The organism is Mesotoga sp. BH458_6_3_2_1, assembly GCF_003664995.1.
GTDB lineage: Bacteria > Thermotogota > Thermotogae > Petrotogales > Kosmotogaceae > Mesotoga.
Genome location: NZ_JFHL01000008.1, coordinates 48,067 through 70,853 on the forward strand (window position 1 = coordinate 48,067; position 22,787 = coordinate 70,853).

Genomic DNA, 22,787 nt, shown 5'->3' on the forward strand with positions numbered 1-22,787 from the left:
GGAAAGGAAAAGTACGGGCACATTCAATTAGAAGGCCTTTCGAATTTCATAGATTATTTCTTAATGACAGTAGAGATTGTAGATGACTACAAGTTGGTTACTTACAGCACTGATTTTCCCGACAATCATTTCATTTCATTGGCTGCAGCGCGAAACGCCTTGCTTATAACTGGTGATAAACTTTGTCTTAAAAGCGCACTAAGTGGCAATGTAAATTGCAGGACGCCAGCTCAATATCTAAGTGATTCTTCTTAATGCTCCCTTAGGCGAAAAAGGAACCCCACGAGTCCGTCAGTTCCTCTTTTCGCTTACAGCGCTCAGCGGGTCTTCGTTCTTAAGCGTGAAGCGGTTCTTGAATGCTAGATCCCGCACAGGAGCACTGCGGGATGACAGAAGGGGCGCTCAACAGGGCAGGCTCTACGGGATGACAATTTTATATGATTGTGCAGTTCTCTTGTAGGGGCGAACGGCCGTTCGCCCGAAAAAGGTCCTGGTTGGAATCTCTGCATTTTACGCGAAAAATGGGACAGACAATAGGAGCGTTTGGGAGCCAGTCTGCTGACGCAGCCCAGTCACCTTCGGTGGCCAGTCGCACTTCGTGCGGCCAGTTCCGACTTCGTCGGGCAGAAGAGCGGATTCTAGGATCGGGTTAATAAGAACGGGTTACGAAAACCGGGTTATGAGAATCGCGTTAATAGGATCGGGTGTGAAACAGAGGAGCGGGTTACAGAGTGCGGGTTAGAAAGATCGGGTTGATAAAAACGGGTAATCAGAACCGGGTCCTGAAGAGCGAAATCCCGTGCAAAAGCGTCATTGGATGACTGCCCTATGTATTATGGTCATCCAACAATTCTCCAGCTGAAATCTGGTTTCGGCATTGTTCTTCTCGGAGGAAGGAGGACCGGTGACGGTGAACGGGGTTTTTTTTAGCGTATAGCGCTTTCTATGGTCCGACCTTCCTGCCGTTCAGCAATTTAACCAGAGCGTTGCTCGATCAAATACTTATGTGATACATATGTATCATTATAAATCACCTCAGTGATACAATAATATTGAGGTGATTGTAATGAAAACGGTTAATGTTAGAGATGTTCGAAACAGATTCAGCGAAATTGTTGACAGAAAAGAAGAGCTTTTGATTCTAAGGCGTGGTGTTCCGGTGATGAAGATATCACCCGTCTCTAAGGAAGACTTAATGAAATACTATCTTTCAAAGGCACAAGAGGAAGCAGAAAAGATCGGGCTCAGTGAAAAAGAGGGCCTGCAAGTTCTAGAGGAGTTGAGAAAAGAGATGAAAGATGAAGGTCGTTATTGATACGAACGTTGTGATTTCGGCGGCTCTCGGCTCCAAGACTTGTAGCAAGACCGTTCTTAAGGCACTAGAACAGGGGGTAATCGAACCGCAGATATTTGTGCTGGAGTTACAAAGGTTCATAATGAAACTGAAAGGAAAGGAAAAGTACGGGAACATTCAATTAGAAGGCCTTTCGAATTTCATAGATTATTTCTTAATGACAGTAGAGATTGTAGATGACTACAAGTTGGTTACTTACAGCACCGATTTTCCGGACAATCATTTCATTTCATTGGCTGCAGCGCGAAACGCCTTGCTTATAACTGGTGATAAACTTTGTCTTAAAAGCGCACTAAGTGGCAATGTAAATTGCAGGACGCCAGCTCAATATCTAAGTGATTCTTCTTAATGCTCCCTTAGGCGAAAAAGGAACCCCACGAGTCCGTCAGTTCCTCTTTTCGCTTACAGCGCTCAGCGGGGTTTCGTTCTTAAGCGTGAAGAGGTTCTTAGGTGCGAGATCCCGCACAGGAGCACTGCGGGATGACAAAGTGAGTGGATTTGGGGGCAGGCTCTACGGGATGACCGAAGAGGGTGGATTTAGCAGCACTTACTACGGGATGACAACACTTCACGTCATCTGCCAAGCGTGTTTCCTGGAGAGATTACATACGCAAACTAAACGCCAGAATCCGAGATTGATACGTATTCTAATATAGGAACCCGATAAGGAATAGTGGGATGATGTTTCCATATCCGATTTCGATGCCATCACGCAGCACGAATCCTTTTGGAGAGTCCTTCAGCTGGCGTCTTCCCTTGTAAGGACCACCTACTTCGAAGGTCATTTCCTTGTCATTTTCCTGCAGGGAGAAGTCACCATTTGTTGGCACGCAAATCCCTAAGTGACTTACTTGTGAGAAAAAAAAAGCTTCGCGTATCGTTCCCATATTTGCCTCAAGATTCCATTGCGAAAGGCCAAGAGCATAGTAGAGATTCGTTTCACCCAGAAAGACTTTCGAACCGCTGCGCATTCCTTTTACTCCTCTTCCGCACGGAAGGACTCTTCTCAATACGCCTGCCCTCTCTAAAGAATCCAGATAGCTGTACAAAGTCACTTTAGTTATTCCTAACTCCTTGCAAAGCGATTCCGGAGAGATGGATGGAACAACGCTAGTAGCGACAAAGGCGATTATCTTCTTGATGATTGCTGCAGCCTCGCCTCTAAGTGAGGCTTGCTCAACAACATCTTGATAGATCGACTTATCTAGAGTGTTAAGCAGTCTCTCATAGTAAGACTCGTACGAAAGCCGAAAAGGATATGAACCAGTCCTCAAATATTCCCTGAACATCTCCAGAGGCTGAAGCTTCTGAAGCTTACTGCAAAATTCCATGTGATTTTCCAGAAGCTCACTGAGTTTCAATGGTGGAAAGCTTTCGACTTTCTCGAGATTTATGAATTCCCTAAATGAGAGATGTCTTAGCTCCTTCAATGCAGCTCGTCTTGACAGGTCAGCTGTACCTTTCAACACTGAGTATCTCGAACTACCAGTGAAGTAGATCTGCTTTCCCGGATGCGAGTCATGCAAGGCTTTTATGTCATTTGCCCAACCCGGTTGCCTATGTGCTTCATCTACAACTAACGTCTTTCCGCCTAGCTTAAAGAATGTGTCGCCTATGTCGTATATTCCGTCTCTGAGAACCAATGGGTTATCGCCAGAAATGTATAAAAAACCCTTCTGCCCTCTTTCATAGATTCTCTGCAGAAGCATAGTTGTTTTTCCACAGCCCCTAGCTCCAACGATCCCCAAAAGTCGATCATCCCAACTTATTAGACCATATGCGTAGCGCTTGAACTCAATAGGAACGGAACCTAGTAGTCTCTCCTGGATTTCAAAAAAAGGTTGAAGGTCTATCATCAAGCACCTCCATTACGTTAGTTATATTATACCATCTTCACTCTTATAGTTAAGTATACTCTACTATATTACTCATAGAATGAATGCACTTAAGAGTAGGTATCTGGCGCCGAAGATCATCGGCGAACAATTAAGAAGTGATGCTGGGAAGAACATCCCAGAAAGTGAGGCCCGGAGGAACATCCGGGGAAGTGATGCCGACTTCGTCGGGAAGTGATGCTGATGCGCAGGAAGCCACTCAGGTCCACCGTCAACGGTTCTCCGTCCTCCGGGAAGAGCATATATTACTTGAAAGACGCAAGGCTGGGCAAGAACAGCCCAGGTCGCAATGCCGGCGAAGATCATGCCGGGACGCAAGACGGCTGAGCATGATGTGATACTGGAAGATTTATCTAAGGAAGTGAGGCAGCTTTCAATGGGAGGCTTAGGACCCATGAATCTTCTTTAACTTCACTGAACAAGCTTTGGAGCAAATTATCCATGATGAGAAGGATCCGCTTTTTTTCAAACCCTTAAAATCCGCTCGCCTGAACTTGTTCCATTATTTCGTTTGTTTCGATTGATTCCAGACTTGGAGTACTACGCAAGAGAAGAAATAAAGAAGACGTGGGAATACTCCCACGTCTTCATCAGCGGCTTCTCGCCGTGAACAGGCTCTATGGCCTAGTGCGTGAAACCCTTTCGGGTAACCGCATAACTATTATAATACTTTTGTATTTCGGATTCAAGTGAAAGTGTGAATCAGAACTCAAAGTTTTCGTCGATCAAGAGCTGAATCAATTCAAGGAAAACGACTCTTGTCCACAGAGTTTTGAGAGTCCTTCTGATAACAATCACACTGCATTTTGCCATGGTTTTCTTCTGGAAGTGAGTTTCTCAAAGATCGCTGTAAACTTCCTCGCCTTCTATGAAAACTCTCTCTGCCTTAGCTGCCAATTTGAATGGATGATTTGTCCAAACTGCAATATCGGCATCTTTTCCTACTTCGAGCGATCCAACTTTTTCGTCGATCTTCAGGATCTTGGCGGCATTTATTGTGACCATCTTCAACAGATCTTCCTCTTTCGACCCGTACCGTAAGGCCACCCCAAGCTGCACGTTCGTGTTTTCAAGGGGAATCACAGGATGATCACACATGAAGGCTGCGAGAACTCCCTTTTCATTGAGAATCCTGGGAGCGTCGTAACTCATATCTTTCAATTCAAGCTTGGTCCTGAATCCGAAGATCGGTCCGAGAACGACCGGCACATTGTTCTCTTTGAGAAAATCGACAATCTTATAACCTTCCGTCGCGTGCTCTATTACCAGATCGAAGTCAAACTCCTTTGAGAGCCTTATTGCAGTGAGAATATCGTCCTGTCTGTGGGCGTGAATTCTTGCGGGAATCTCTTTCGTCAGCACCTTTTCTCCGACTTCCAGTTTGGGATCGAAATCTGTAAAGGGTTTTCCCTCTTTTTCGGCTGCCTTTTTCTTTTCCATGTAGGCTCTTACTTTCTGAAAGTAACCACGAATAACAGCTGCCGTCCCGAGTCTCGTGGAGGGAGTTTTCTTGAAGCCCTCACCGTAAACTCTTTTCGGGTTTTCACCCGTTGCCATTTTCAGCCCAGCCGGGGAACGAACGACCATATCATCAACTATAAAAGTTTTCTTGAACTTGAAGATAGCACCTTGTCCCCCAACTGGATTTGCGCTGCCGGGAACGACCATAACGGTTGTGACTCCGCCGGACAATGCCCTTTTTATTGCTGCATCCTGGGGATTGAATGCATCTACAACTGAAACATCAGGAGTAAGGGGATCCGTCGCTTCGTTACCGTCACCATAGTATCCGCCAACTCCCTCTTCGTAAATCCCAATGTGTGAGTGAGCGTCAATAAATCCAGGAAAGACGTACTTGCCGGAAACGTCAATTACTTCAGCCTCAGGCTCTTCGATTCCTTGTCCTATCCGTTCGATCTTTCCCTTGTCCATAAGAATATCCCCTTCGAATGGCTCCGAAGTGATGGGATAAATTGTCCCGTTCTTTAGTAATATTGACATATAGGACCTCCTTTAGAAAACGTTATACAATGATTGTATCAGAAGTGATACGTATTACAAACTTATGACTACGCTTTGATTTGAACAAGGCTTTGGGAAGGGAGTATATATGCTTGAGGACGCCGTTGGAAAACAGTATTCGAGAAACGATGTAGAGAGAAACTGCGCTGAGGCAATGATATACGGAGCAAATGACGAATATAAGCTCGGACTGCCGGAAGAGGCATTCTATACAATGGGGGCCTTTGGAGGAGGCATGAGAATCAAGAGCATCTGCGGAGCGGTCACAGGCTCACTTGCAGTACTTGGAATTCTCTTCAACAGTGAGATATATGAAAAACAGGAAAGAATGAAACGGATAGCTGAGGAGTTCATTGCCGAATTCGAGAAGAGATACGGTCATCTCGAATGTTCAGTGCTAAGAGACAAGTATCGTGATCCAGTCATCGGATGTGAAACAACTGTACGAATGGCAGCTAGGGTTCTTGAAGAGATCATCGATAAGTACAGGAGAGAGATCACGTACAGTGGTAAGTGAGGCTTCCACAAACATTTGACGCAAAGCAGGCGAAGAATCTTATATGAAGTGATGCTGGGAAGAGCGTCCCAGGAAGTGAGGCCCTCATAAAACATTAGACGCAACGCCGGCAAAGATCGCGCCGGGACGCAAGGCGCCGAAGATCATCGGCGGACGCAAGGCCGGCAAATTCATCCCGGGACGCAGGGCTGGCAAAGATCATGCCAGGACGCAATGCCCGCTTCGCGGGGAAAGAGCCGCTTAGATAAGAAACGCTGAAGGCTGTACGCTGGAAAAAGGATGATCGGGTTAATAGAGCGGGTGTGAAACAGAGGAGCGGGTTACAGAGTGCGGGTTAGAAAGATCGGGTTGACAAAAGCGGGTCATCAGAAACGGGTTTTGAAGAGCGAGATCCCGTACAGGAGCACTACGGGATGACAATTTTATATGATTGTGCAGTTCTCTTGTAGGGGCGAACGGCCGTTCGCCCGAAAAAGGTCCTGGTTGAAATTTCTGCCTTTTACGCGAAAAATGGGACAGACAATAGGAGCGTTTGGGAGCCAGTCTGCTAACGCACGCAAGTTACCTTCGGTTGCCAGTCTTTGCTACGCAAAGGCCAGTCTCCCTTCGGCGAGGTCAGTTCCGGCTACGCGGGCAAAGAGCAGCCTCTAGGAACGGGTTACAAAGTGCTGGTAATAAAGATCGGGTTGATAGAATCGGTTAGCGAAACTAGGTTAGGAAGAGCGAGATCCCGCACAGGATCACTGCGGGATGACAGCACTTCACGTCATCCCGGCGTGCTTCTGGCCGGGATCTGCCCCTAAAGTTTGACGAAGGAAGAATCCATGACTTTGCGCTGGCAGCGAAGCACGCTCTTCGCAGCGATCAGCGTGCAGCGGAAAGCGGTTCTTAGGTGCGAGATCCCGTGCAGACACCCTGAACAGGAGCCCCAAACAGGATCATATTGGGGCAGGCTAATCAGGGCAGGCTCTACGGAATGACAATTTAAGAGAGTTTGTGCAGTTCTCTTGTAGGGGCGAACGGCCGTTCGCCCTCCTATATAAGCTGATGTCTTAGACGAGGAGGGTTTCAGATCCATTAAGGTATTCGGTGAAGATATGACCTACTCAGATGGTTATGCAGCAGCATGTTTTTTCAACACGAAATTGATTGATCTCTCTGCTCCTTTTCGGAGAACTGCGAACCGTAAACGGTCTAAGAGTATCAATTGGAGCATTCTCGTGAGCGAAGCGAGCGTCTCGAAAGTGTCGTTTCTCGAATGATCTTATCGGTGAACGGGCCCGTGATCTTGGACGGTCAGTGGAGAACGCCACTTCACAGCGATCAGCGGTTCTTGCATGCAAGATCCAGGCAACCTAAGACACGGCAAGAGGGCAAGAGTTCCTCCTTCACGACTCAGAAAGGCTCTGCTGATGATTAGAGTGAAAAAGTAATTTATACTTTTGGTTCTTATTGTATAATTTACTCAATAGGAATTATACTTTTGTAAAATTTGGAGGTTTGGATGAGACCAGAAGATTTTTCTGTTGGCTCACCGGGAAGGGTTCAGAAGGTAATAGGTTCTGGTTTTTCTTACTGGGCGTTTATTCCCGATCCATTGCCGCCGAAGCTTAATTATGTAGATAATCTTGTTGCTGCGCTTGGGGAAGCGAATCGTGCTATGGGCGAATTCTCTGGATTGCTTGCGGGAAGTCCGGGCGCAAAATTACTTATCCGTCCACTATTGCGAAAGGAAGCAGTATCATCGTCTCAGATCGAGGGAACAACTTCAGAGATAACCGACCTTTACCTTTTCGAAGCCGCGGATGAGACTTCAGGTTTGCCGGAGGACGTCAGGGAGGTGTCGAATTATCTGAAGGCGCTTGAGTACGGTCTAGACAGGATCAAGTTTTTGCCTGTCTCGACGAGGCTCTTCAGAGAGCTTCACGCCGTTCTAATGAAGGGCGTCAGAGGCGGGCATGCGTATGCGGGAGAACTGAGAACGACACAGAATTGGATCGGCAAGCCGGGATGCACGTTGAATGAAGCTGACTTCGTTCCCCCGCCTCCGGAAGAGTTGAATGGCTGCCTTTCAGACCTGGAAGTGTTTATCAACTCTGAATCGAGAATACCGCCTCTTGTGAAGCTGGCTCTTGTCCATTACCAGTTTGAGGCAATCCATCCCTTCGTCGATGGTAATGGTAGGGTTGGGAGACTCCTGATTGCACTGCTGAAAACTTCATGGGGAATGTTGGATCAACCCGGTCTCTACTTGAGCGGCTATTTCGAAGCAAATAGACAGGAGTATTATTCAAGACTGAGAAGCGTCAGTTTCGAAGGCGAGTGGAATTCATGGGTACTATTCTTCATTGAGGCCGTGCTCGAACAGGCAAACTTTGCGAAGTGTAAACTTCGAGAAATGATGAATCTAAGGAACGATTGGATACAACGAGTGAGATCTATTTCGTCCTCACTGCCTATGACTCTCATCGATCACTTATTTGAAAATCCAATTCTAACGATTCCACAGGCGAGCGAGAAGCTTGATGTAACATACGTTAGCGCAAGAAGGGCTATTCAGTCTCTCTGCAAAAATGGGATATTGACTCCGCTAGATGGCAGTAAGTACGCAAAGAAATACATTGCTTCAGAACTAATGCCGATAATTAAGTGATGTTGTTGCCCGGGAAGGCACCCAGGTCCACCGTCAACGGTTCTCCGTCCTCCGGGAAGAGCATATATTACTTGAAGGACGCAAGGCCCGCTTCACGGGCAAGACCATTTGTAGCATGACCGTTTGCGTCGTGAAGAAACGCACTCTACGTCTGGTGATTAGAACTTTATCTGAAATCATGATAAGGAAAGAAAAAAGACGCTCTAAAAGCGTCTTCAAGATTAATTTTATCATGAGTAACTGTTAAGGTCAACCGGTCTAGCCGTTGCCAGCACGTTAAATAATCTCTCAAAGTGATGTCTCTTGATCAATCAAACGGAGCAGTCGAGAATTCGATCGTTGTTGGCGTTCCTTCCGCATCTGGAAGAGCTACCGGGACAATCTCAATCAAGAAGTCGCTTCCTGGCTCGAGGAGAAGACCCGTATCAATCTCGGTTTGAGATGTCTGCGTTGCGAAAAGCGTATCAGGTCCCATAAATACGGAGACGTTGAACGCCAAATTCTCAGCTTCTAGAGCTCCGGGAGGCTCAATTCCATAGACGATTAGCAAGGGCATCGAATACGGATAATCCTTCTGGTCGTCGTAAGGACTGATACCAAACGGGAAGATGTCCCACAACGCGATCCACTCTTTAATTGCATTGCCAATAGCGCCACATTTGCCTGTCACATCTATGGAGTCTATTCCGGTATGCCCCTTTACGACACACTGGTAAGTGTACCCAGCTTTACCTGTGTCATCTGTTTTCAGTTTAATATTGGATTTGGGATGGAGTCCTGTGATGTTCAGCTCGAGATCGCAGTTCTTTGCTGGCGTTCCGTCCTTTCTCGTCACCGTAACTGTAACTGTGTGCGATCCCGGAGCAATGTTGATGTCATATGCAGGCTCAACTATGAGCGTGTAGTCGCAGTCGCATTCGATATCTGCGGCCTCCATTATCGCATCCAGGTGCTCTGTCAGGGGTTGCGCTCCACCCCAAGTCTGAGCCATTATGCTTGGAGGACTTCCTTCGGGTTGAGGGTTGTCGTTCACGTAATTACCATCCTCATCTGTGTGGTATTCATCGTCTAGACCCATCATATGGCCTACTTCATGAGCGATAACAGGTCCTGTGTCGAGACTGTCCCATTCACCGGTGGTCGTTTCTGTCGATCCCGGGGTTGGTAGTGGAGTAGCTACCCATGAAGTATGACTCCCGTTGACCTTCTTGACTTCCACTACATGGGCGTCATCCGGTGGTTCAGCACCCTCGGCAAGAACCGAGAAGTCAAAGTCGAAGGTTACTGTGCAGCAGCCGTCACCCCATTCTCGAGAACCGCTTGCGCCGTTCCATATGGCCTCAGCGTCAGTTTCCCAAGACTCGACCTGAGTCTCTGAGGCACCATCACCATGGAAAACAATGGTTACCGTGACAGTGTAGTCACAAGGTCCGCCAGAGACAGCCGTTGTCTGTGGAGAAAAGCTGGCTAATGGATACTCGGCAGGATAGTAGGCATTGAGTATACCTTCAGCAAAATCTGAAAGCAGTACCGGCGGTATGCTGTACATCATAGGTGTGTCTTCAGTCAGCAAGGCTTCGAGTACAGGCTTTCCAGAATCATCTCCATTCAGCAAAAATGCTACAGCAATAAGTGCCCTGATAGTCATATTAGCATCTTGGAGGTATTTTTCTAGACTGTCCAGAGTGGATTCATCCAGCAGATTTCGCTGAAAGGCGTAAGCTGCAGACCAGCGTTCTAGCGGATCACTGCTTTCCAAAAGTGCAAGAAATTTCTGGATCTTGTTGTTGACAAGAGGTATTAGCTCTTCGCCATGTCGAAATGAAAGTGGGTTGTAAGGATCTAGTTTATCAATTATGCTTGCAACTTGATCTTGAACGAATACTGCTTTAATTGTCTTGCTTTTGTCAATCGTGACGGTTGTTGTAGTTGAATCAGGCGAAGCTACTTCACCCTCCCATGATTCAAATTCCCAACCATTGTCGGTATAAGCCTTTACTGAAACGATTTGGTTCTTCGTGTATTCGTGCACTCCTGCAGATGGATCTGTAGTTCCGCTGCCTCCTATCTGAATTGTAAGAGAGTATTTTATGTTGGGACAACTCGTGAGAAAGATGATTGCCAAAGACAGGATAATCAGAATGAAAAAAGTTCGACGCATTTTTGCACCCCCTTTGCATTAGTGAGTGCTTTTTAAGAATCAATCGACCACAGAAGAATGCAAGACACAGCAAATGACTGCTTGATAACGAAATTATACATCTTTGGGTGACAAACAGAAGCTGAGGAAAGAGAGTGATGCTATTTCGCAGGAATCCTCTCAGGTCAGCCGTCATGGGTCCACCGTCATCCGATAAGAGTTGCAAAACGCAAGGCGCCGAAGATCATCGGCGAACAATTAAGAAGTGATGCTGGGAAGAACATCCCAGGAAGTGATGCCCTCATAAAACTTTAGACGCAACGCCGGCAAAGATCGCGCCGGGACGCAAGGCACTGAGGAGCATCAGTGGACGCAGGGCTGGCGAAGAACATGCCAGGACGCAATGCCCGCTTCGCGGGGAAAGACCTTCACTGCCAGTGTGCTTCGCAAGCCAGTCACCTTCGGTGGCCAGTCTCGCCTTCGGCGAGGCCAGTTCCGGCTGTGCCGGCAAAGAGCAGCCTCTAGGAACGGGTTACAGAGTGCGGGTTAGTAAGATCGGGTTGACAAAAGCGGGTAATCAGAACCGGGTTTTGAAGAGGGAGATCCCGTGTAGTTGCATCACGGGATGACAAAGTCGGTGGATTCCAGGGCAGGCTCTACGGGATAACAATTTAAGATGATTGTGCAGTTCTCTTGTAGGGGCGAACGGCCGTTCGCCCGAAAAAGGTCCTGGTTGGAATCTCTGCCTTTTACGCAAAAAATGGGACAGACCATAGCAGAAGTCGCAAGGCGCCGAAGATCATCGGCGGACGCAAGGCCGGGAAGTTCATCCCGGGACGCAAGGCCCGCTTCGCGGGGAAAGAGCCACGTCTAGGAACGGTTAATGAAGATCGGGTTGTGGAAGCGGGTTGTCAGAACCGGTTCTTGAAGAGGGAGATCCCGTGCAGAAGCATCACGGGATGACAGAACGGAGGGCACGAACACGATCCAATCAGAATCCCCGAACGGGACCCCAAACAGGAGAGCTTCAGGGCAGCCCTACGAGATGACACAGCACCACCAACTCTCGTCATCCTGCTGCAACCTTTCATGTCATTGTGACGGACTCCATTTTTATAGTTACTGTAATATTGTCTGATCCAGATTAGAGACTTTCTTTTCGTTCGGCATATGCAGATATGAACTCCTAGAAAAACAGCTTAGACTATCCTCAGAGGGGCACGGCCTTTAAGTCTGATTCGTGGATTCTTTCTTTGTTCTTACTTGCCAGCGGGAAGTGCGATAATAATGGAAACCGGGTCTCTGAATGAAGAAGGGTTGCGAACTTTGATAATGATTTGCAGATAATGAATATTGCTAGAAAAGCAGAAGACCAGTTCGAAAAATCGCGTGATCGTTGCTTTTTCCTTTTGAATAGTCTGCCTGCTCGACTGTCAAGAGAATCGGAATAAGAATTCATGAGCTGGTAGTAGTTGGGAATTTGAGAAGATCATGTCTTTATGAATAGGGTACAATACGATTCGATTCTTATTGGAGGGATTGCTGTGGAGTTCAAAAAGATGAGAAGGAGAGACAAAGAGTTGCCACCCGAAGTCGCAAAGAAGATTCTGAGATACGGATCATTTGGCGTTCTCTCAACCGCTGATGCAAAGGGAATTCCTTACGGGGTTCCTGTCAACTATGTTTACGTTGATAACGTGATCTATATCCACTCGGCTACTGTTGGTCACAAACTCCAGAACATTGCTTCCAACAGCGATGTTTCTTTCTGCGTTGTCCAAAGAGCAGAGGTAATCCCCGAAAAGTTTTCGACCGACTACAGAAGTGCAATTGCTTTTGGAAGAGCGATTATCGTACAAGATTCGCAAGAGAAAGTCGATAGTTTGAAGAAGCTAGTTGCGAAGTATTCTGCCGATTTCTTGAGTGAAGGAGCAGAGGAGATAGATGCATCACTAGATGTCACTGCCGTTATTCGTATAGATATCCTTCACCTCACTGGAAAAGGTTCAGGAGAAGATTAAGGAACATAGGAGCTATCAAGAAGTGATGCCCTTGTAGAACATTGGAGGCATTGCCGGCAAAAATCGCGCCGGGTCGCAATTCCCGATTCGTGCGGAAACAAAGGATCGGGTGAAAAGAGCGGGTGTGAAACAGAGGATCGGGTTACAGAGTGCGGGTTAGAAGGATCGGGTTGATAAAAGCGGGTAATCAGAACCGGGTTTTGAAGAGGGAGATCCCGTGTAGTTGCATCACGGGATGACAAAGTCGGTGGATTCCAGGGCACAGGCTCTACGGGATAACAATTTAAGATGATTGTGCAGTTCTCTTGTAGGGGCGAACGGATGCCCGTGAGTGGATTTCAGTGCAGGCTAAAGGGATGAAATCGCATAGGCTCACTGTATGACTGCCCTTCAGGTCATCCTGACATGCTCTTGGTCAGCATCCTGTCTCTCGCGAAAATAGGGACAGACGTCAGGAGCCCGTCAGTCCCTATTTTCGCTTACAGCGTTCAGCGGGTTTTGGATGTGAGATCCCGTGCAGACCCCCTGAACAGGAGCCCCAAACAGGATCATATTGGGGCAGGCTAATCAGGACAGGCTCTACGGGATGACTGTCCTATGTATAATGGTCATCAGACAATTCTCCAGCTGAAATCTGGTTTCGGCATTGTTCTTCTCGGAGGACGGGGGACCGCTGACGGTAAACGGGCCTTTTCAGCGTTCAGAGACTCTTGTACATGAGCACTCCATGGCAAACTATAAGAAGTTGACAGCGTATGATTTCTCATTCACAGACGATCCCGCTTCACATAGTTTTTCAGCTGACTGTAGAAGTTCTCTCTTGTTCCTGCCAAAACGATTACAACTACCTGTGTTTCGTCATATATTCTATAAGCCACTTCATATTTCGTTTTCTCATAGAAGAAGTGCCTGCAGAACAATCCGGAAAGGTCTCCAGACTTTCGTTCACCGGCATATGGATCAACCCTAATGTCAAGTAGAACTCTGAAATATTGCTCTTTAAGCGGCTTTTCCTTAAGCTTCTTAAAGTACTTAACAACAGCACTTGAAAAACGCGCTTCAAACAATTACTTCTTACCCTCTTCAGAAAAGACCTCAGCTAGACTAAGGCTTTTTCTGTTTCCTTCTGCGATTTCATCTGCTTCCTTTATCATGGAGTCAATTGCCGGTCTTATCTTTCTTCGCATTTCTCTGAATTTTGAAAGAAGTTCTTCTCCTGAGTATCCTCTTGAAATGAGCTCTGCAAGGATTTCTTCAGAGAATTCTTCTAGCGACTCCTGCAACGGGCGAATTACTATTTCATTTTCCCGAAGAGTACATTCAGCCTCTTTTCCAAATCCGAGTAGCTCATAATACTTAAGCGGGATAGTTACTTGTCTTTTGTCGGACACACGGATAATCTTTCGTTCCTCGATCTTCTCTTTCTCAGTATCCTTGGCCATTCATCTGCTCCTTTCGCTTCAAGATTAGTCGACTCAATTATATCATTTACCAAGATACCAAGTATATTGGATACCAACTTATTTAAATAAGAGAGATAGTTTTCCATTTTTGATACTGTTCAATCGAGTGAGCGAAGATCTATTAAAAGAAGTGATGCTGGGAAGAACATCCCAGGAAGTGAGGCCCGGAGGAACATCCGGGGAAGTGATGCTGCTTCGCAGGAGGCAAAAGAGAGCCAGTCTGCTAACGCAGGCCATTTCCGCTATGTGGGAGATGAGATCCCGTACAGGATCATTACGGGATGACAATTTAAGATGATTGTGCAGTTCTCTTGTAGGGGCGAACGGCCGTTCGCCCGAAAAAGGTCCTGGTTGGAATCTCATGCCTATTACGCGAAAAATGGGACAATAGGAGCGTTTGGGAGCGAGTCTGCTAACGCAGGCCAGTCACCTTCGGTGGCCAGTCGTACTTCGTGCGGCCAGCTCCAACTTCGTCGGGCAGAAGAGCTGATTCTAGGATCGGTTTTCTAAGAACGGGTGAGAAAACCGGGTTATGAGAATCGGGTTTTGAAGAACAAGCTGCTGAATCAAGTTCAGACTAATTTGTCGGCTAATTCGGAGGACGGAGGACCGGTGACTGTGAACGGTTTTTTTCAGCGTTTAGCGGGTTTTCGTTCTTAAGCGTGAAGCGGTTCTTAGGTGCGAGATCCCGTGCAGAGGCCCTGAACAAGAGCATTTCAGGGCAGGCTCTACGGGATGACTGTCCTATGTATTATGGTCATCAAACAGTTCTCCAGCTGAAATCTGGTTTCGGAATTGTTCTTGCAACTCTTGTCGGAGGACGGTGGACCGGTGACTGTAAACGGGTTTTTTCAGCGTTCAAAGACCCTTGTACATGAGCACTCCATGGCAAACTATAAGAAGTTGACAGCGTTTGATTTCTCATTCACAGACGATCCCGCTTCACATAGTTTTTCAGCTGACTGTAGAAGTTCTCTCTTGTTCCTGCCAAAATGATTACAACTACCTGTGTTTCGTCATATATTCTATAAGCCAATTCATATATTCTATAAGCCACTTCTTATTTCGTTTTCTCATAGAAGAAGTGCCTGCAGAACAATCCGGAAAGGTCTCCAGACTTTCGTTCACCGGCATATGGATCAACCCTAATGTCAAGTAGAACTCTGAAATATTGCTCTTTAAGCGGCTTCTCCTTAAGCTTCTTAAAGTACTTAACAACAGCACTTGAAAAACGCGCTTCAAACAATTACTTCTTACCCTCTTCAGAAAAGACCTCAGCTAGACTAAGGCTTTTTCTGTTTCCTTCTGCGATTTCATCTGCTTCCTTTATCATGGAGTCAATTGCCGGTCTTATCTTTCTTCGCATTTCTCTGAATTTTGAAAGAAGTTCTTCTCCTGAGTATCCTTTTGAAATGAGCTCTGCAAGGATTTCTTCAGAGAATTCTTCTAGCGACTCCTGCAACGGGCGAATTACTATTTCATTTTCCCGAAGAGTACATTCAGCCTCTTTTCCAAATCCGAGTAGCTCATAATACTTAAGCGGGATAGTTACTTGTCTTTTGTCGGACACACGGATAATCTTTCGTTCCTCGATCTTCTCTTTCTCAGTATCCTTGGCCATTCATCTGCTCCTTTCGCTTCAAGATTAGTCGACTCAATTATATCAGTTACCAAGATACCAAGTATATTGGATACCAACTTATTCAAATAGGGGAGCTAGTCTTTCATTTTTGATACTGTTCAATCGAGTGAGCGAAGATCTATAAGAAGAAGCGATACTGCCAAAACATTAGATGCATTGCCGACAAAGATCGCGCTGGGACGCAAGGCGCCGAAAATCATCGGCGAACAATTAAGAAGTGATGCTGGGAAGAACATCCCAGGAAGTGAGGCCCGGAGGACATCCGGGGAAGTGATGCCGACTTCGTCGGGAAGTGATGCTGCTTCGCAGGAAGCCTGTCAAGTAAGACGTCAACGGTTCTCCGACCAGAACGAAAAGCCAGATCTACGGTTTATGAAGAACGAGATCCCGTGCAGACCCATCACGGGATGACTGTCCTATGTATTATGGTCATCCAACAATTCTCCAGCTGAAATCTGGTTTCGGCATTGTTCTTCTCGGAGGACGGAGGACCGGTGACGGTAAACGCGGCTTTTCAGCGATCAGCGGGTCTTTGATTTTAAGCGTGCAGCGTTTCTTAGGAGCGAGATGCTGAATCAAATTTAGACTGGTGGGATTATGAGTAGGGTATAGTGTGTAGAGTCTCCGGTCCAGTGAAGGCTATACGCGATGACAGCCCCTTCATGCTTTGGAAAATTCTGACAAAGTTCCTGGTAAGTATCTCGGTATTCTCGTGAGCGAAGCGAACGTCTCGAATGCTTTTTCTCGGCTCTTACCAGCGTTTGGCAGTCCTGAAAACGAAAATAATCCTTTGACACTTTGCTTCTTTCTTCCTCTTCACGTCATCTGACATGCTGCGGGTTAAATCTCGGTATTCTCGTGAGTGCAATTAACCTCTCGAAACGATCTTTCTCGTCTTTTCACGACTTTACGTGTCAACGGGTCGTTGATTTTCATCATGCTCTAACCGTCGAGATGCCAACTAAACAGTCTCATAGATTACTAAAGCTGCTCTGTTCTTGTTATAATTCCGATGAATGAACTCACTGGAGGCGATTTAGATGAACAGAGACACTCTTATTAGAGCAATCATTGGCGCTGTAATGGTATTGCTTGGTATTCTAATCATATTTGTCAAGTCATTCACTCTGAATCTCTGGCTTCTTTTTCTATGGATTCCAGCGGTCTTCATGGAGTACAGAGCTTTCACCGGGCGAGACAAGAATCTCTTCGTTCCTGGAGGTGTGCTGCTAACGGTTGCAGTGATTCTGTCACTGAATGTAATCTTCTCAGGTTTTATAACTGGAGGCGGTTGGGCCTTATTTATTGCCGCTCCGGCAGTGGGTCTCTTTCAGTCGTATTTCGGTGGAGCTGAGAGGGATAGGGGAGTTCTGATATCTGCGTCTGTCTTATCGGCGATCTCTCTACTGTTCCTTTTCATCTCGCTGGCACCGACAGTGCTTGGCGTATTCATCGGCATAGCTCTTCTCGCAGTTGGAGGCTTGGTAGTCTACAAGAGTCTTAGAACAATCAGAAGATAGGAGGAATAAATATGAAGGCTATGATTTTAGCAGCCGGAGCCGGAACAAGGCTGAAACCGCTGACGAACAGGCTGCCAAAACCGATGCTTCCGATTATAGAGAAGCCGGTTATTGAGTTTATCCTTGAGCTGCTTGCTAAGTATGACGTGAAGGAGATTATGATCAATCTCTCTCACCTCGCAGGCGTGCTTCAGAACTACGTAAGGAGCGGGTACAGATATGGTGTGAGAGTCGGCTACTCCTTCGAAGGACATTTTGAAAAAGGGCAGCTGGTACCTGAACCAATTGGTTCGGCAGGGGGATTGAAGAAGATTCAAGAAGAGTCCGGCTTCTTCGATGAAACGTTCATTGTACTTTGCGGCGATGCGATAGTGGATTTCGATCTGGCAAAGGCATATGAATTCCATAGGGCAAGCGAATCCATAGCGACAATCATTTCAAAGGAAGTCGAGAGAGATAAGGTACCCAACTATGGAATCATCGTCTGCGATTCGGCGGGAAGGGTCCAATCCTTTCAGGAAAAGCCGTCGGTAGAGAAGGCGAAATCAAATCTCGCAAACACAGGCATCTACATATTTGAACCTGAAGTCTTCAACTACATACCAAAGAATCAGTTCTTCGATATAGGGGGCGAGCTTCTTCCCCTGCTCGTTCAGAAGAAAGAAAGGGTCTTCTCGCTCGATACGAAGATAGACTGGTATGACATCGGAAGAAACTCAGATTATCTGGAGATACTCGGTATGGCTCTCGAGGGAAGGATAAAGAACTTCAAACCTTCAGGGAGAGAAGTGACCGAGGGCTTATGGAGAGGTACGGGCTCAGTCCTCGAAAAGAGTATGAAGATTATTACGCCAGTCTATGTTGGGGCGGGTTCGATAGTTGAGAAGAATGTGAAACTCGAAGGACCGGTCATGATTGGAGCAAACTGCAGAATTCACGAAGGCGTCGAGCTGAGCAATGTCTTTGTGGGCGACTATACTAGAATCAAGCCTGGCTTCAAGGGAAAGAATCTTCTTATCACTCCGGAGTATTACGTCAGCATAGATGGAAGCGGGGGAGGTATTCTTGATTCCAATCTCAGTCGTTATGTCTCTGATGTGAGGTCCTTTGAAGGCATTTCACCTGTTCGGTAGAGGGGATTCTCTTATCGTGCTAGAATTGTCCATAAGTTTTTTCTAGGAGTTGCTAATGTTGAAGATTGTCAAAGTCAAGAGCCGGCAGGAAAGAAAAGAGTTCATTGAGCTTCCAAGGAGACTATACTGCGATTACCCCCTCTGGGTACCTCCTTTAAGCCATGAAATAAAAGCGGTTTTGAAAAGCAAGAGCTCACAGCTTCTTGCCAATGGTCCTCACAATTTCTTCATCGCAAAGGATGGAAATACGGTGAAGGGAAGGATAGCTGTGGGTATCGAGCAGGTTATGAACCGTGAGAAGTCTGTGGAGCATGCATACTTCACTCTTTTTGAATCTGTTGACGATAAGGGAGTTGCAGAGGCACTCCTGAGAACAGCCGAAAGCTGGGCAAAGAGCAAGAATATGAAGTACCTCAAGGGACCTGTTTCCCCAACCAACGGTGACGACTACCGAGGATTGTTGATAGATAATTTCGATGATCCGCCTGCCGTTATGATGCCCTACAATCCCCCATACTATGTCGACTTTTTTGAAGAGTTCGAGATCTACTTGAAATATCTTGCCTTCAGATACGACCTCGAGAAAGTAATATCTGAGCGCGAGATAAAGTTTAGCGAAATCGCAATGGATCGTTACGGATTCCACGTTGAAGAAGCGAATTTCAAGAGGCTGAAGGAAGTCGCCGCAGATCTTCAAAAGATCATGGAAGAGGCTATCCCGAAGTGGGAAGAGGATGTTCTTCCTCCCACATTCGAAGAATTGTGTGACATGGCAAAGACCCTTAAGACCGTAGCCGATCAGAGAATGGTAATCATCGCGAGATCAGGAGAAAGGCCTATAGGCTACTTTGTGGCGCTGCCGGATTTCAGCCCGCTCATTCGCGAGATTGACGGAAAGCTCTTCCCCTTTGGGTGGTATAAATTGCTGAGTAAGAGAAAATCCCTGGAACGGGTAAGAGCGGCGATCCTCTTTGTCGTTCCCGATTTCAGAAACAAGGGCGTGCCTTCTGCCATGTTCTTGAGAGCCTACAGAAACATCCAGAATATGGGTTTCAAAGAAATTGAAGGATCATCGGTCAGCTCAATGAACTCAACGATGATAGCAAATGCCCGGCGTGCCGGAGGTGAGGAGTACAAACATTATATAGTCTATGGAAAGAGCCTGCTGAAGAGACCTCTTTCTCTCAGTGAGATATATGGAATTGCTGCGAGCAAATTCGTTCCAAGAGTCCAACAGACTCCTGAAACTCTTCTTCAAAGGATCTAAACTCGGGAGAAGGTTCCGCTGCGAAGGGCTTCTGACTGTATATGAATTCAAGAAAGGCAAAGAGCTTTCTGTATCTGGTCAGGTATGTGAGATCCCTTTCGCTCTCAAAATCATCTGCGCTGAACGTCGTTATGACTTCAAACATAAGAGATAAAGGGGAATAGGGAACTAGTCTCTCGATCTGCAGAAAGGAAGCCATTTCTTCTAGCATTTCGGTTACGAGATCACAGGTTCTGGAATGAGGTTTTTTCGCAATGCTTTCCAGCCAGGGAATGAACTCCCGGTAATAATGGTATTCGGCGGTTTCACCTTCGACTCCGGTGAGTCCAAGAAATCGCAAAGCTGCAATTCTAGAGCCGCTATCGAGAGACAAGAAATGATCTCTTAATGGATCGTCTTCTCCAAATATAAAGTAGGTTGAGCCTCCCAGAACACCGAAAGTCTTCATTGTGTCGAGATATCCACAGATCAGATACTTCTTCGAGACTTCTGAGTCGAAAGTCATAACCGTTCCGTACTGCTCGGAGGGCTCTATAAGTGTAACGTTCATCCCGTCCGTAAACATGTTTACAAATGCCAGAGAATCTCCAAGATACATCCCGATGAGATCGACGGCAACGACTTCCTTGTGGCCTTTCTCTCTTGCCATGAAGAGAGGAAAATTGGAGTAGACGCCTCCGTCTATAAAGACCTCTCCGTTTATCTCTTCACGAGTGAAAGCGGGAAAGTTAGCGCTTGCCAGAACAAAATCGACCAGCCTTCCCTCCGGTATCAGATTTTTGTACATGGCGTACGGCCGCATGACAGTGAGAGAGTAGAGAACGATTCCGAGTTCAATATCGCTTGCCCTTACCTTTTCCTCGACTATCATTTCTTTCATCTTTGTCCTCATAGGTTCTATGTCTATTCCATTTTCGGAAGTGAGAGTTCTCATCGCGGAGGCAAGCTCCATCGTATCCAGGCTCAGAAGATTTCCCTGGATAAGTTCGTACAAGTGAGGAGAGGCATTCATAAGCTCCAGATAATCTATGCTGCACCACATATCCCTGGCAGCTTCAAAGCCTTCACTGATAAGGCCGGCCGCATTGATTGCTCCGACAGAGGAACCGTAAATGGCCTCGATATCTAAACCGAGATCAAGCAAGGCCCCGTAAACACCGACTTCATATGCCCCTCTACCACCGCCGCCAGAAAAGACTACTGCTACCGAGGCGGCAGTAACCGCAAATAGAATTATCAAGGAAACCAGAAGCACTCTTTTCATTTCTTTTCCCCCAGATTTCTCCAAAGTTGTATGAAGGATTTGATGATATTATTATACATTGGAAGGTAAGAGAGTCAGAATGCATGTTAATGAACCTATCACGAGTTTCCTCTCGAAATGGTGTATCATATTAAGTTAGTTTAGCGGACTAGTGAGGCGATTTTTTTGATAAGAGACTTCTTGAAACATAATTGGCCAAGATACCTGTATGGCGCCATCTTTCTTATTCTTGTCGATTTACTAATGTTGATTACGCCAAGAGTGATGGGATTGATAGTAGATGAGATCAGAGGAGGCGCACAAGACCTCAGTTTTGTCGGACTCCTAATATTTGCCGTTATCGGGGTCGCCTTCGGACTTTTCATTACGAGATTGTTCTGGCGGGTCTTCATAATGGGAGCGGCGAGGAAATTCGAGTACTACACTCGAAAGACTCTCTTCGAGAAGCTTCTGACGCTTCCGCCAACCTTCTACGACAAGACTAGGGTAGGCGATCTGATGGCCAGATTCACGAACGACGTTAATGCAGTGAGAATGGCTATGGGTCCGGCGATTGTCATGATTATAGATGCAGTCTTCCTCGTTACCGTAACGATCTTTGCAATGGGTCTCTTCACGAACTGGAATCTGACGTGGATCTCAATTGCTCCGCTTCCCGCGCTGGCAATCGTTTCAACTTTCTTTGGAAAGATGATTCATAAGAGATTCAAGATGGTCCAAGCCTCCTTTTCCGATCTTACAGACACAATTGAAGAATCTATCTCGGGAGTCCGGCTCATAAAGAGTTACGGGATTGAAGACCTCAGAAATGGAACTCTCTCCGACAAGTCAGATACGTATGTTGAGAAGAACATGACACTAGTGAGGGTCTGGGGAATGTTCTTCCCGCTGATTCAGACTCTCTCTATGCTCGGCTCGGTGCTTGCGACCTTGTTTGGGGGACGCATGGTAATACTGGGCCAGATAACCCTTGGAGAGTACATCACATTCACTTCTTACCTGGGAATGCTGGTCTGGCCGATGACGGCCTTTGGCTGGGTGATCAATATCATCCAGAGAGGGCGCGCCTCTTACAGAAGGCTAATGGAAGTCCTTGAACAGGAGAACAACATAACTACCGACGACCCTGTGAAAATCGACGGATTTGAGGGTCATATAGTCATGAAGAACCTCACTTTCACCTACCCCACCGGCAGCAGACCAGCCCTTGAAAACATCGATTTCGAAGTCAAACCCGGTTCTAAGATAGCCATCGTTGGAACCACAGGTTCAGGCAAATCTACGATAGCGAAATTGATAGCCAGACTGTACCCCGTTGAGGTAGCAATGATCTTCATAGATGGAGTGGATATAAATAGACTGGAACCTGAGGCGATAAGAGAAAATGTCGCTTACGTTCCGCAGGAGACCTTCCTCTTCTCGGAGACGGTTGGTAACAATATCCGCTTCGGAGACATGGGAATATCCGACGAAGAGGTCGAAAAGTACGCGAGCATCGCCTCGATTCATGAAGATATAGAAGGCTTCAGCAACGGGTACAAAACCATTGTGGGAGAAAGAGGCGTGACTCTCTCGGGAGGCCAAAAACAGAGAATCTCTATAGCGAGGGCACTGATTAAGGAGGCACCGCTCGTCGTGCTCGACGATTGTCTCTCGGCCGTCGACACCGAGACTGAAACTGAAATCCTAAAATCCTTGAAGGACTCCGAGGAGAACAGATCGATAATCGTCATCTCTCACAGGCTGAAGGCAGTCGTAGATTCCGACGAGATCTATGTGCTCCATGACGGCAAAGTGGTCGAAAGGGGAGTGCACTCTGAACTTGTTCAGGGCGGTGGACTTTACCAGAGGATGTACGATAGACAGATGCTCGAAGAAAAGCTCGAGGAGGAATAG

The 22,787-nt window shown here is 46.7% G+C and carries 16 protein-coding genes and 2 pseudogenes; 10 read left to right on the forward strand and 8 right to left on the reverse strand.

Annotated elements, in window-relative coordinates:
- From Y697_RS05810 to Y697_RS05820, 3 genes and pseudogenes are all read left to right on the forward strand, one after another.
- Nucleotides 1-255, forward strand: a pseudogene (locus Y697_RS05810) (toxin-antitoxin system toxin component, PIN family protein); the annotation flags it as partial.
- A gap of 811 nt (nucleotides 256-1,066) precedes the next feature.
- Nucleotides 1,067-1,315 (forward strand): type II toxin-antitoxin system Phd/YefM family antitoxin, encoded by a 249-nt coding sequence (locus Y697_RS05815; RefSeq protein ID WP_014730884.1) that lies wholly within the window; start codon nucleotides 1,067-1,069, stop codon nucleotides 1,313-1,315.
- Complete coding sequence (locus Y697_RS05820; protein ID WP_121550716.1) at nucleotides 1,299-1,703, forward strand: putative toxin-antitoxin system toxin component, PIN family; 405 nt, start codon at nucleotides 1,299-1,301, stop codon at nucleotides 1,701-1,703. Before Y697_RS05815 ends, Y697_RS05820 begins: the two co-directional genes overlap by 17 nt.
- Before the next feature lie 298 nt (nucleotides 1,704-2,001).
- On the opposite strand, the gene Y697_RS05825 is transcribed toward Y697_RS05820, so the two are convergent.
- Nucleotides 2,002-3,210, reverse strand: a complete 1,209-nt coding sequence (locus Y697_RS05825) for an ATP-binding protein (RefSeq protein WP_121550717.1) — start codon at nucleotides 3,208-3,210, stop codon at nucleotides 2,002-2,004.
- Nucleotides 3,211-4,086: 876 nt separating this feature from the next.
- Nucleotides 4,087-5,250 carry an amidohydrolase gene (locus tag Y697_RS05830; protein ID WP_121550718.1) on the reverse strand — a complete coding sequence of 388 codons (1,164 nt, stop codon included), beginning with the start codon at nucleotides 5,248-5,250 and terminating at the stop codon, nucleotides 4,087-4,089.
- A 109-nt stretch (nucleotides 5,251-5,359) separates the two neighbouring features.
- Between Y697_RS05830 and Y697_RS05835 the strand changes: the two genes are divergently transcribed.
- Nucleotides 5,360-5,788 (forward strand): C-GCAxxG-C-C family protein, encoded by a 429-nt coding sequence (locus Y697_RS05835; protein ID WP_121550719.1) that lies wholly within the window; start codon nucleotides 5,360-5,362, stop codon nucleotides 5,786-5,788.
- 1,504 nt (nucleotides 5,789-7,292) lie between these two features.
- Nucleotides 7,293-8,441: a Fic family protein gene (locus Y697_RS05840; protein ID WP_121550720.1), complete on the forward strand. Its 1,149-nt coding sequence runs from the start codon at nucleotides 7,293-7,295 to the stop codon at nucleotides 8,439-8,441.
- 307 nt (nucleotides 8,442-8,748) lie between these two features.
- Here the strand turns inward: Y697_RS05840 and Y697_RS05845 are convergent, their stop codons facing one another.
- Nucleotides 8,749-10,602 (reverse strand): InlB B-repeat-containing protein, encoded by a 1,854-nt coding sequence (locus Y697_RS05845; protein WP_121550721.1) that lies wholly within the window; start codon nucleotides 10,600-10,602, stop codon nucleotides 8,749-8,751.
- Between the two features lie 1,523 nt (nucleotides 10,603-12,125).
- Here Y697_RS05845 and Y697_RS05850 point away from each other — a divergent pair.
- Nucleotides 12,126-12,602, forward strand: coding sequence for a pyridoxamine 5'-phosphate oxidase family protein (locus Y697_RS05850; protein ID WP_121550722.1), 477 nt, complete (start codon nucleotides 12,126-12,128; stop codon nucleotides 12,600-12,602).
- A gap of 767 nt (nucleotides 12,603-13,369) precedes the next feature.
- On the opposite strand, the gene Y697_RS05855 is transcribed toward Y697_RS05850, so the two are convergent.
- From Y697_RS05855 to Y697_RS05875, 4 genes and pseudogenes are all read right to left on the reverse strand, one after another.
- A complete protein-coding gene (locus tag Y697_RS05855) occupies nucleotides 13,370-13,669 on the reverse strand; it encodes a type II toxin-antitoxin system RelE/ParE family toxin (protein WP_121550723.1) in 300 nt (99 codons plus the stop codon).
- A complete protein-coding gene (locus tag Y697_RS05860; RefSeq protein WP_121550724.1) occupies nucleotides 13,670-14,044 on the reverse strand; it encodes an AbrB/MazE/SpoVT family DNA-binding domain-containing protein in 375 nt (124 codons plus the stop codon).
- A 946-nt stretch (nucleotides 14,045-14,990) separates the two neighbouring features.
- A pseudogene (locus Y697_RS15140) lies at nucleotides 14,991-15,311 on the reverse strand (type II toxin-antitoxin system RelE/ParE family toxin).
- A complete protein-coding gene (locus Y697_RS05875; protein WP_121550725.1) occupies nucleotides 15,312-15,686 on the reverse strand; it encodes an AbrB/MazE/SpoVT family DNA-binding domain-containing protein in 375 nt (124 codons plus the stop codon).
- A 1,061-nt stretch (nucleotides 15,687-16,747) separates the two neighbouring features.
- On the opposite strand from Y697_RS05875, the gene Y697_RS05880 reads away from it, so the two are divergent.
- The 3 genes from Y697_RS05880 to Y697_RS05890 are packed head-to-tail and all read left to right on the forward strand — an operon-like array spanning nucleotide 16,748 to nucleotide 19,627.
- Nucleotides 16,748-17,227 (forward strand): hypothetical protein, encoded by a 480-nt coding sequence (locus Y697_RS05880; protein WP_121550726.1) that lies wholly within the window; start codon nucleotides 16,748-16,750, stop codon nucleotides 17,225-17,227.
- 11 nt (nucleotides 17,228-17,238) lie between these two features.
- Entirely contained in the window at nucleotides 17,239-18,360 is a 1,122-nt protein-coding gene (locus Y697_RS05885) for a sugar phosphate nucleotidyltransferase (protein ID WP_121550727.1), read from the forward strand.
- A gap of 55 nt (nucleotides 18,361-18,415) precedes the next feature.
- Nucleotides 18,416-19,627 carry a hypothetical protein gene (locus tag Y697_RS05890; protein ID WP_121550728.1) on the forward strand — a complete coding sequence of 404 codons (1,212 nt, stop codon included), beginning with the start codon at nucleotides 18,416-18,418 and terminating at the stop codon, nucleotides 19,625-19,627.
- On the opposite strand, the gene Y697_RS05895 is transcribed toward Y697_RS05890, so the two are convergent.
- Nucleotides 19,545-20,891, reverse strand: coding sequence for a patatin-like phospholipase family protein (locus Y697_RS05895; RefSeq protein ID WP_121550729.1), 1,347 nt, complete (start codon nucleotides 20,889-20,891; stop codon nucleotides 19,545-19,547). The two genes, Y697_RS05890 and Y697_RS05895, sit on opposite strands and share 83 nt — an antisense overlap.
- 165 nt (nucleotides 20,892-21,056) lie before the next feature.
- On the opposite strand from Y697_RS05895, the gene Y697_RS05900 reads away from it, so the two are divergent.
- Entirely contained in the window at nucleotides 21,057-22,787 is a 1,731-nt protein-coding gene (locus tag Y697_RS05900; RefSeq protein WP_121550730.1) for an ABC transporter ATP-binding protein, read from the forward strand.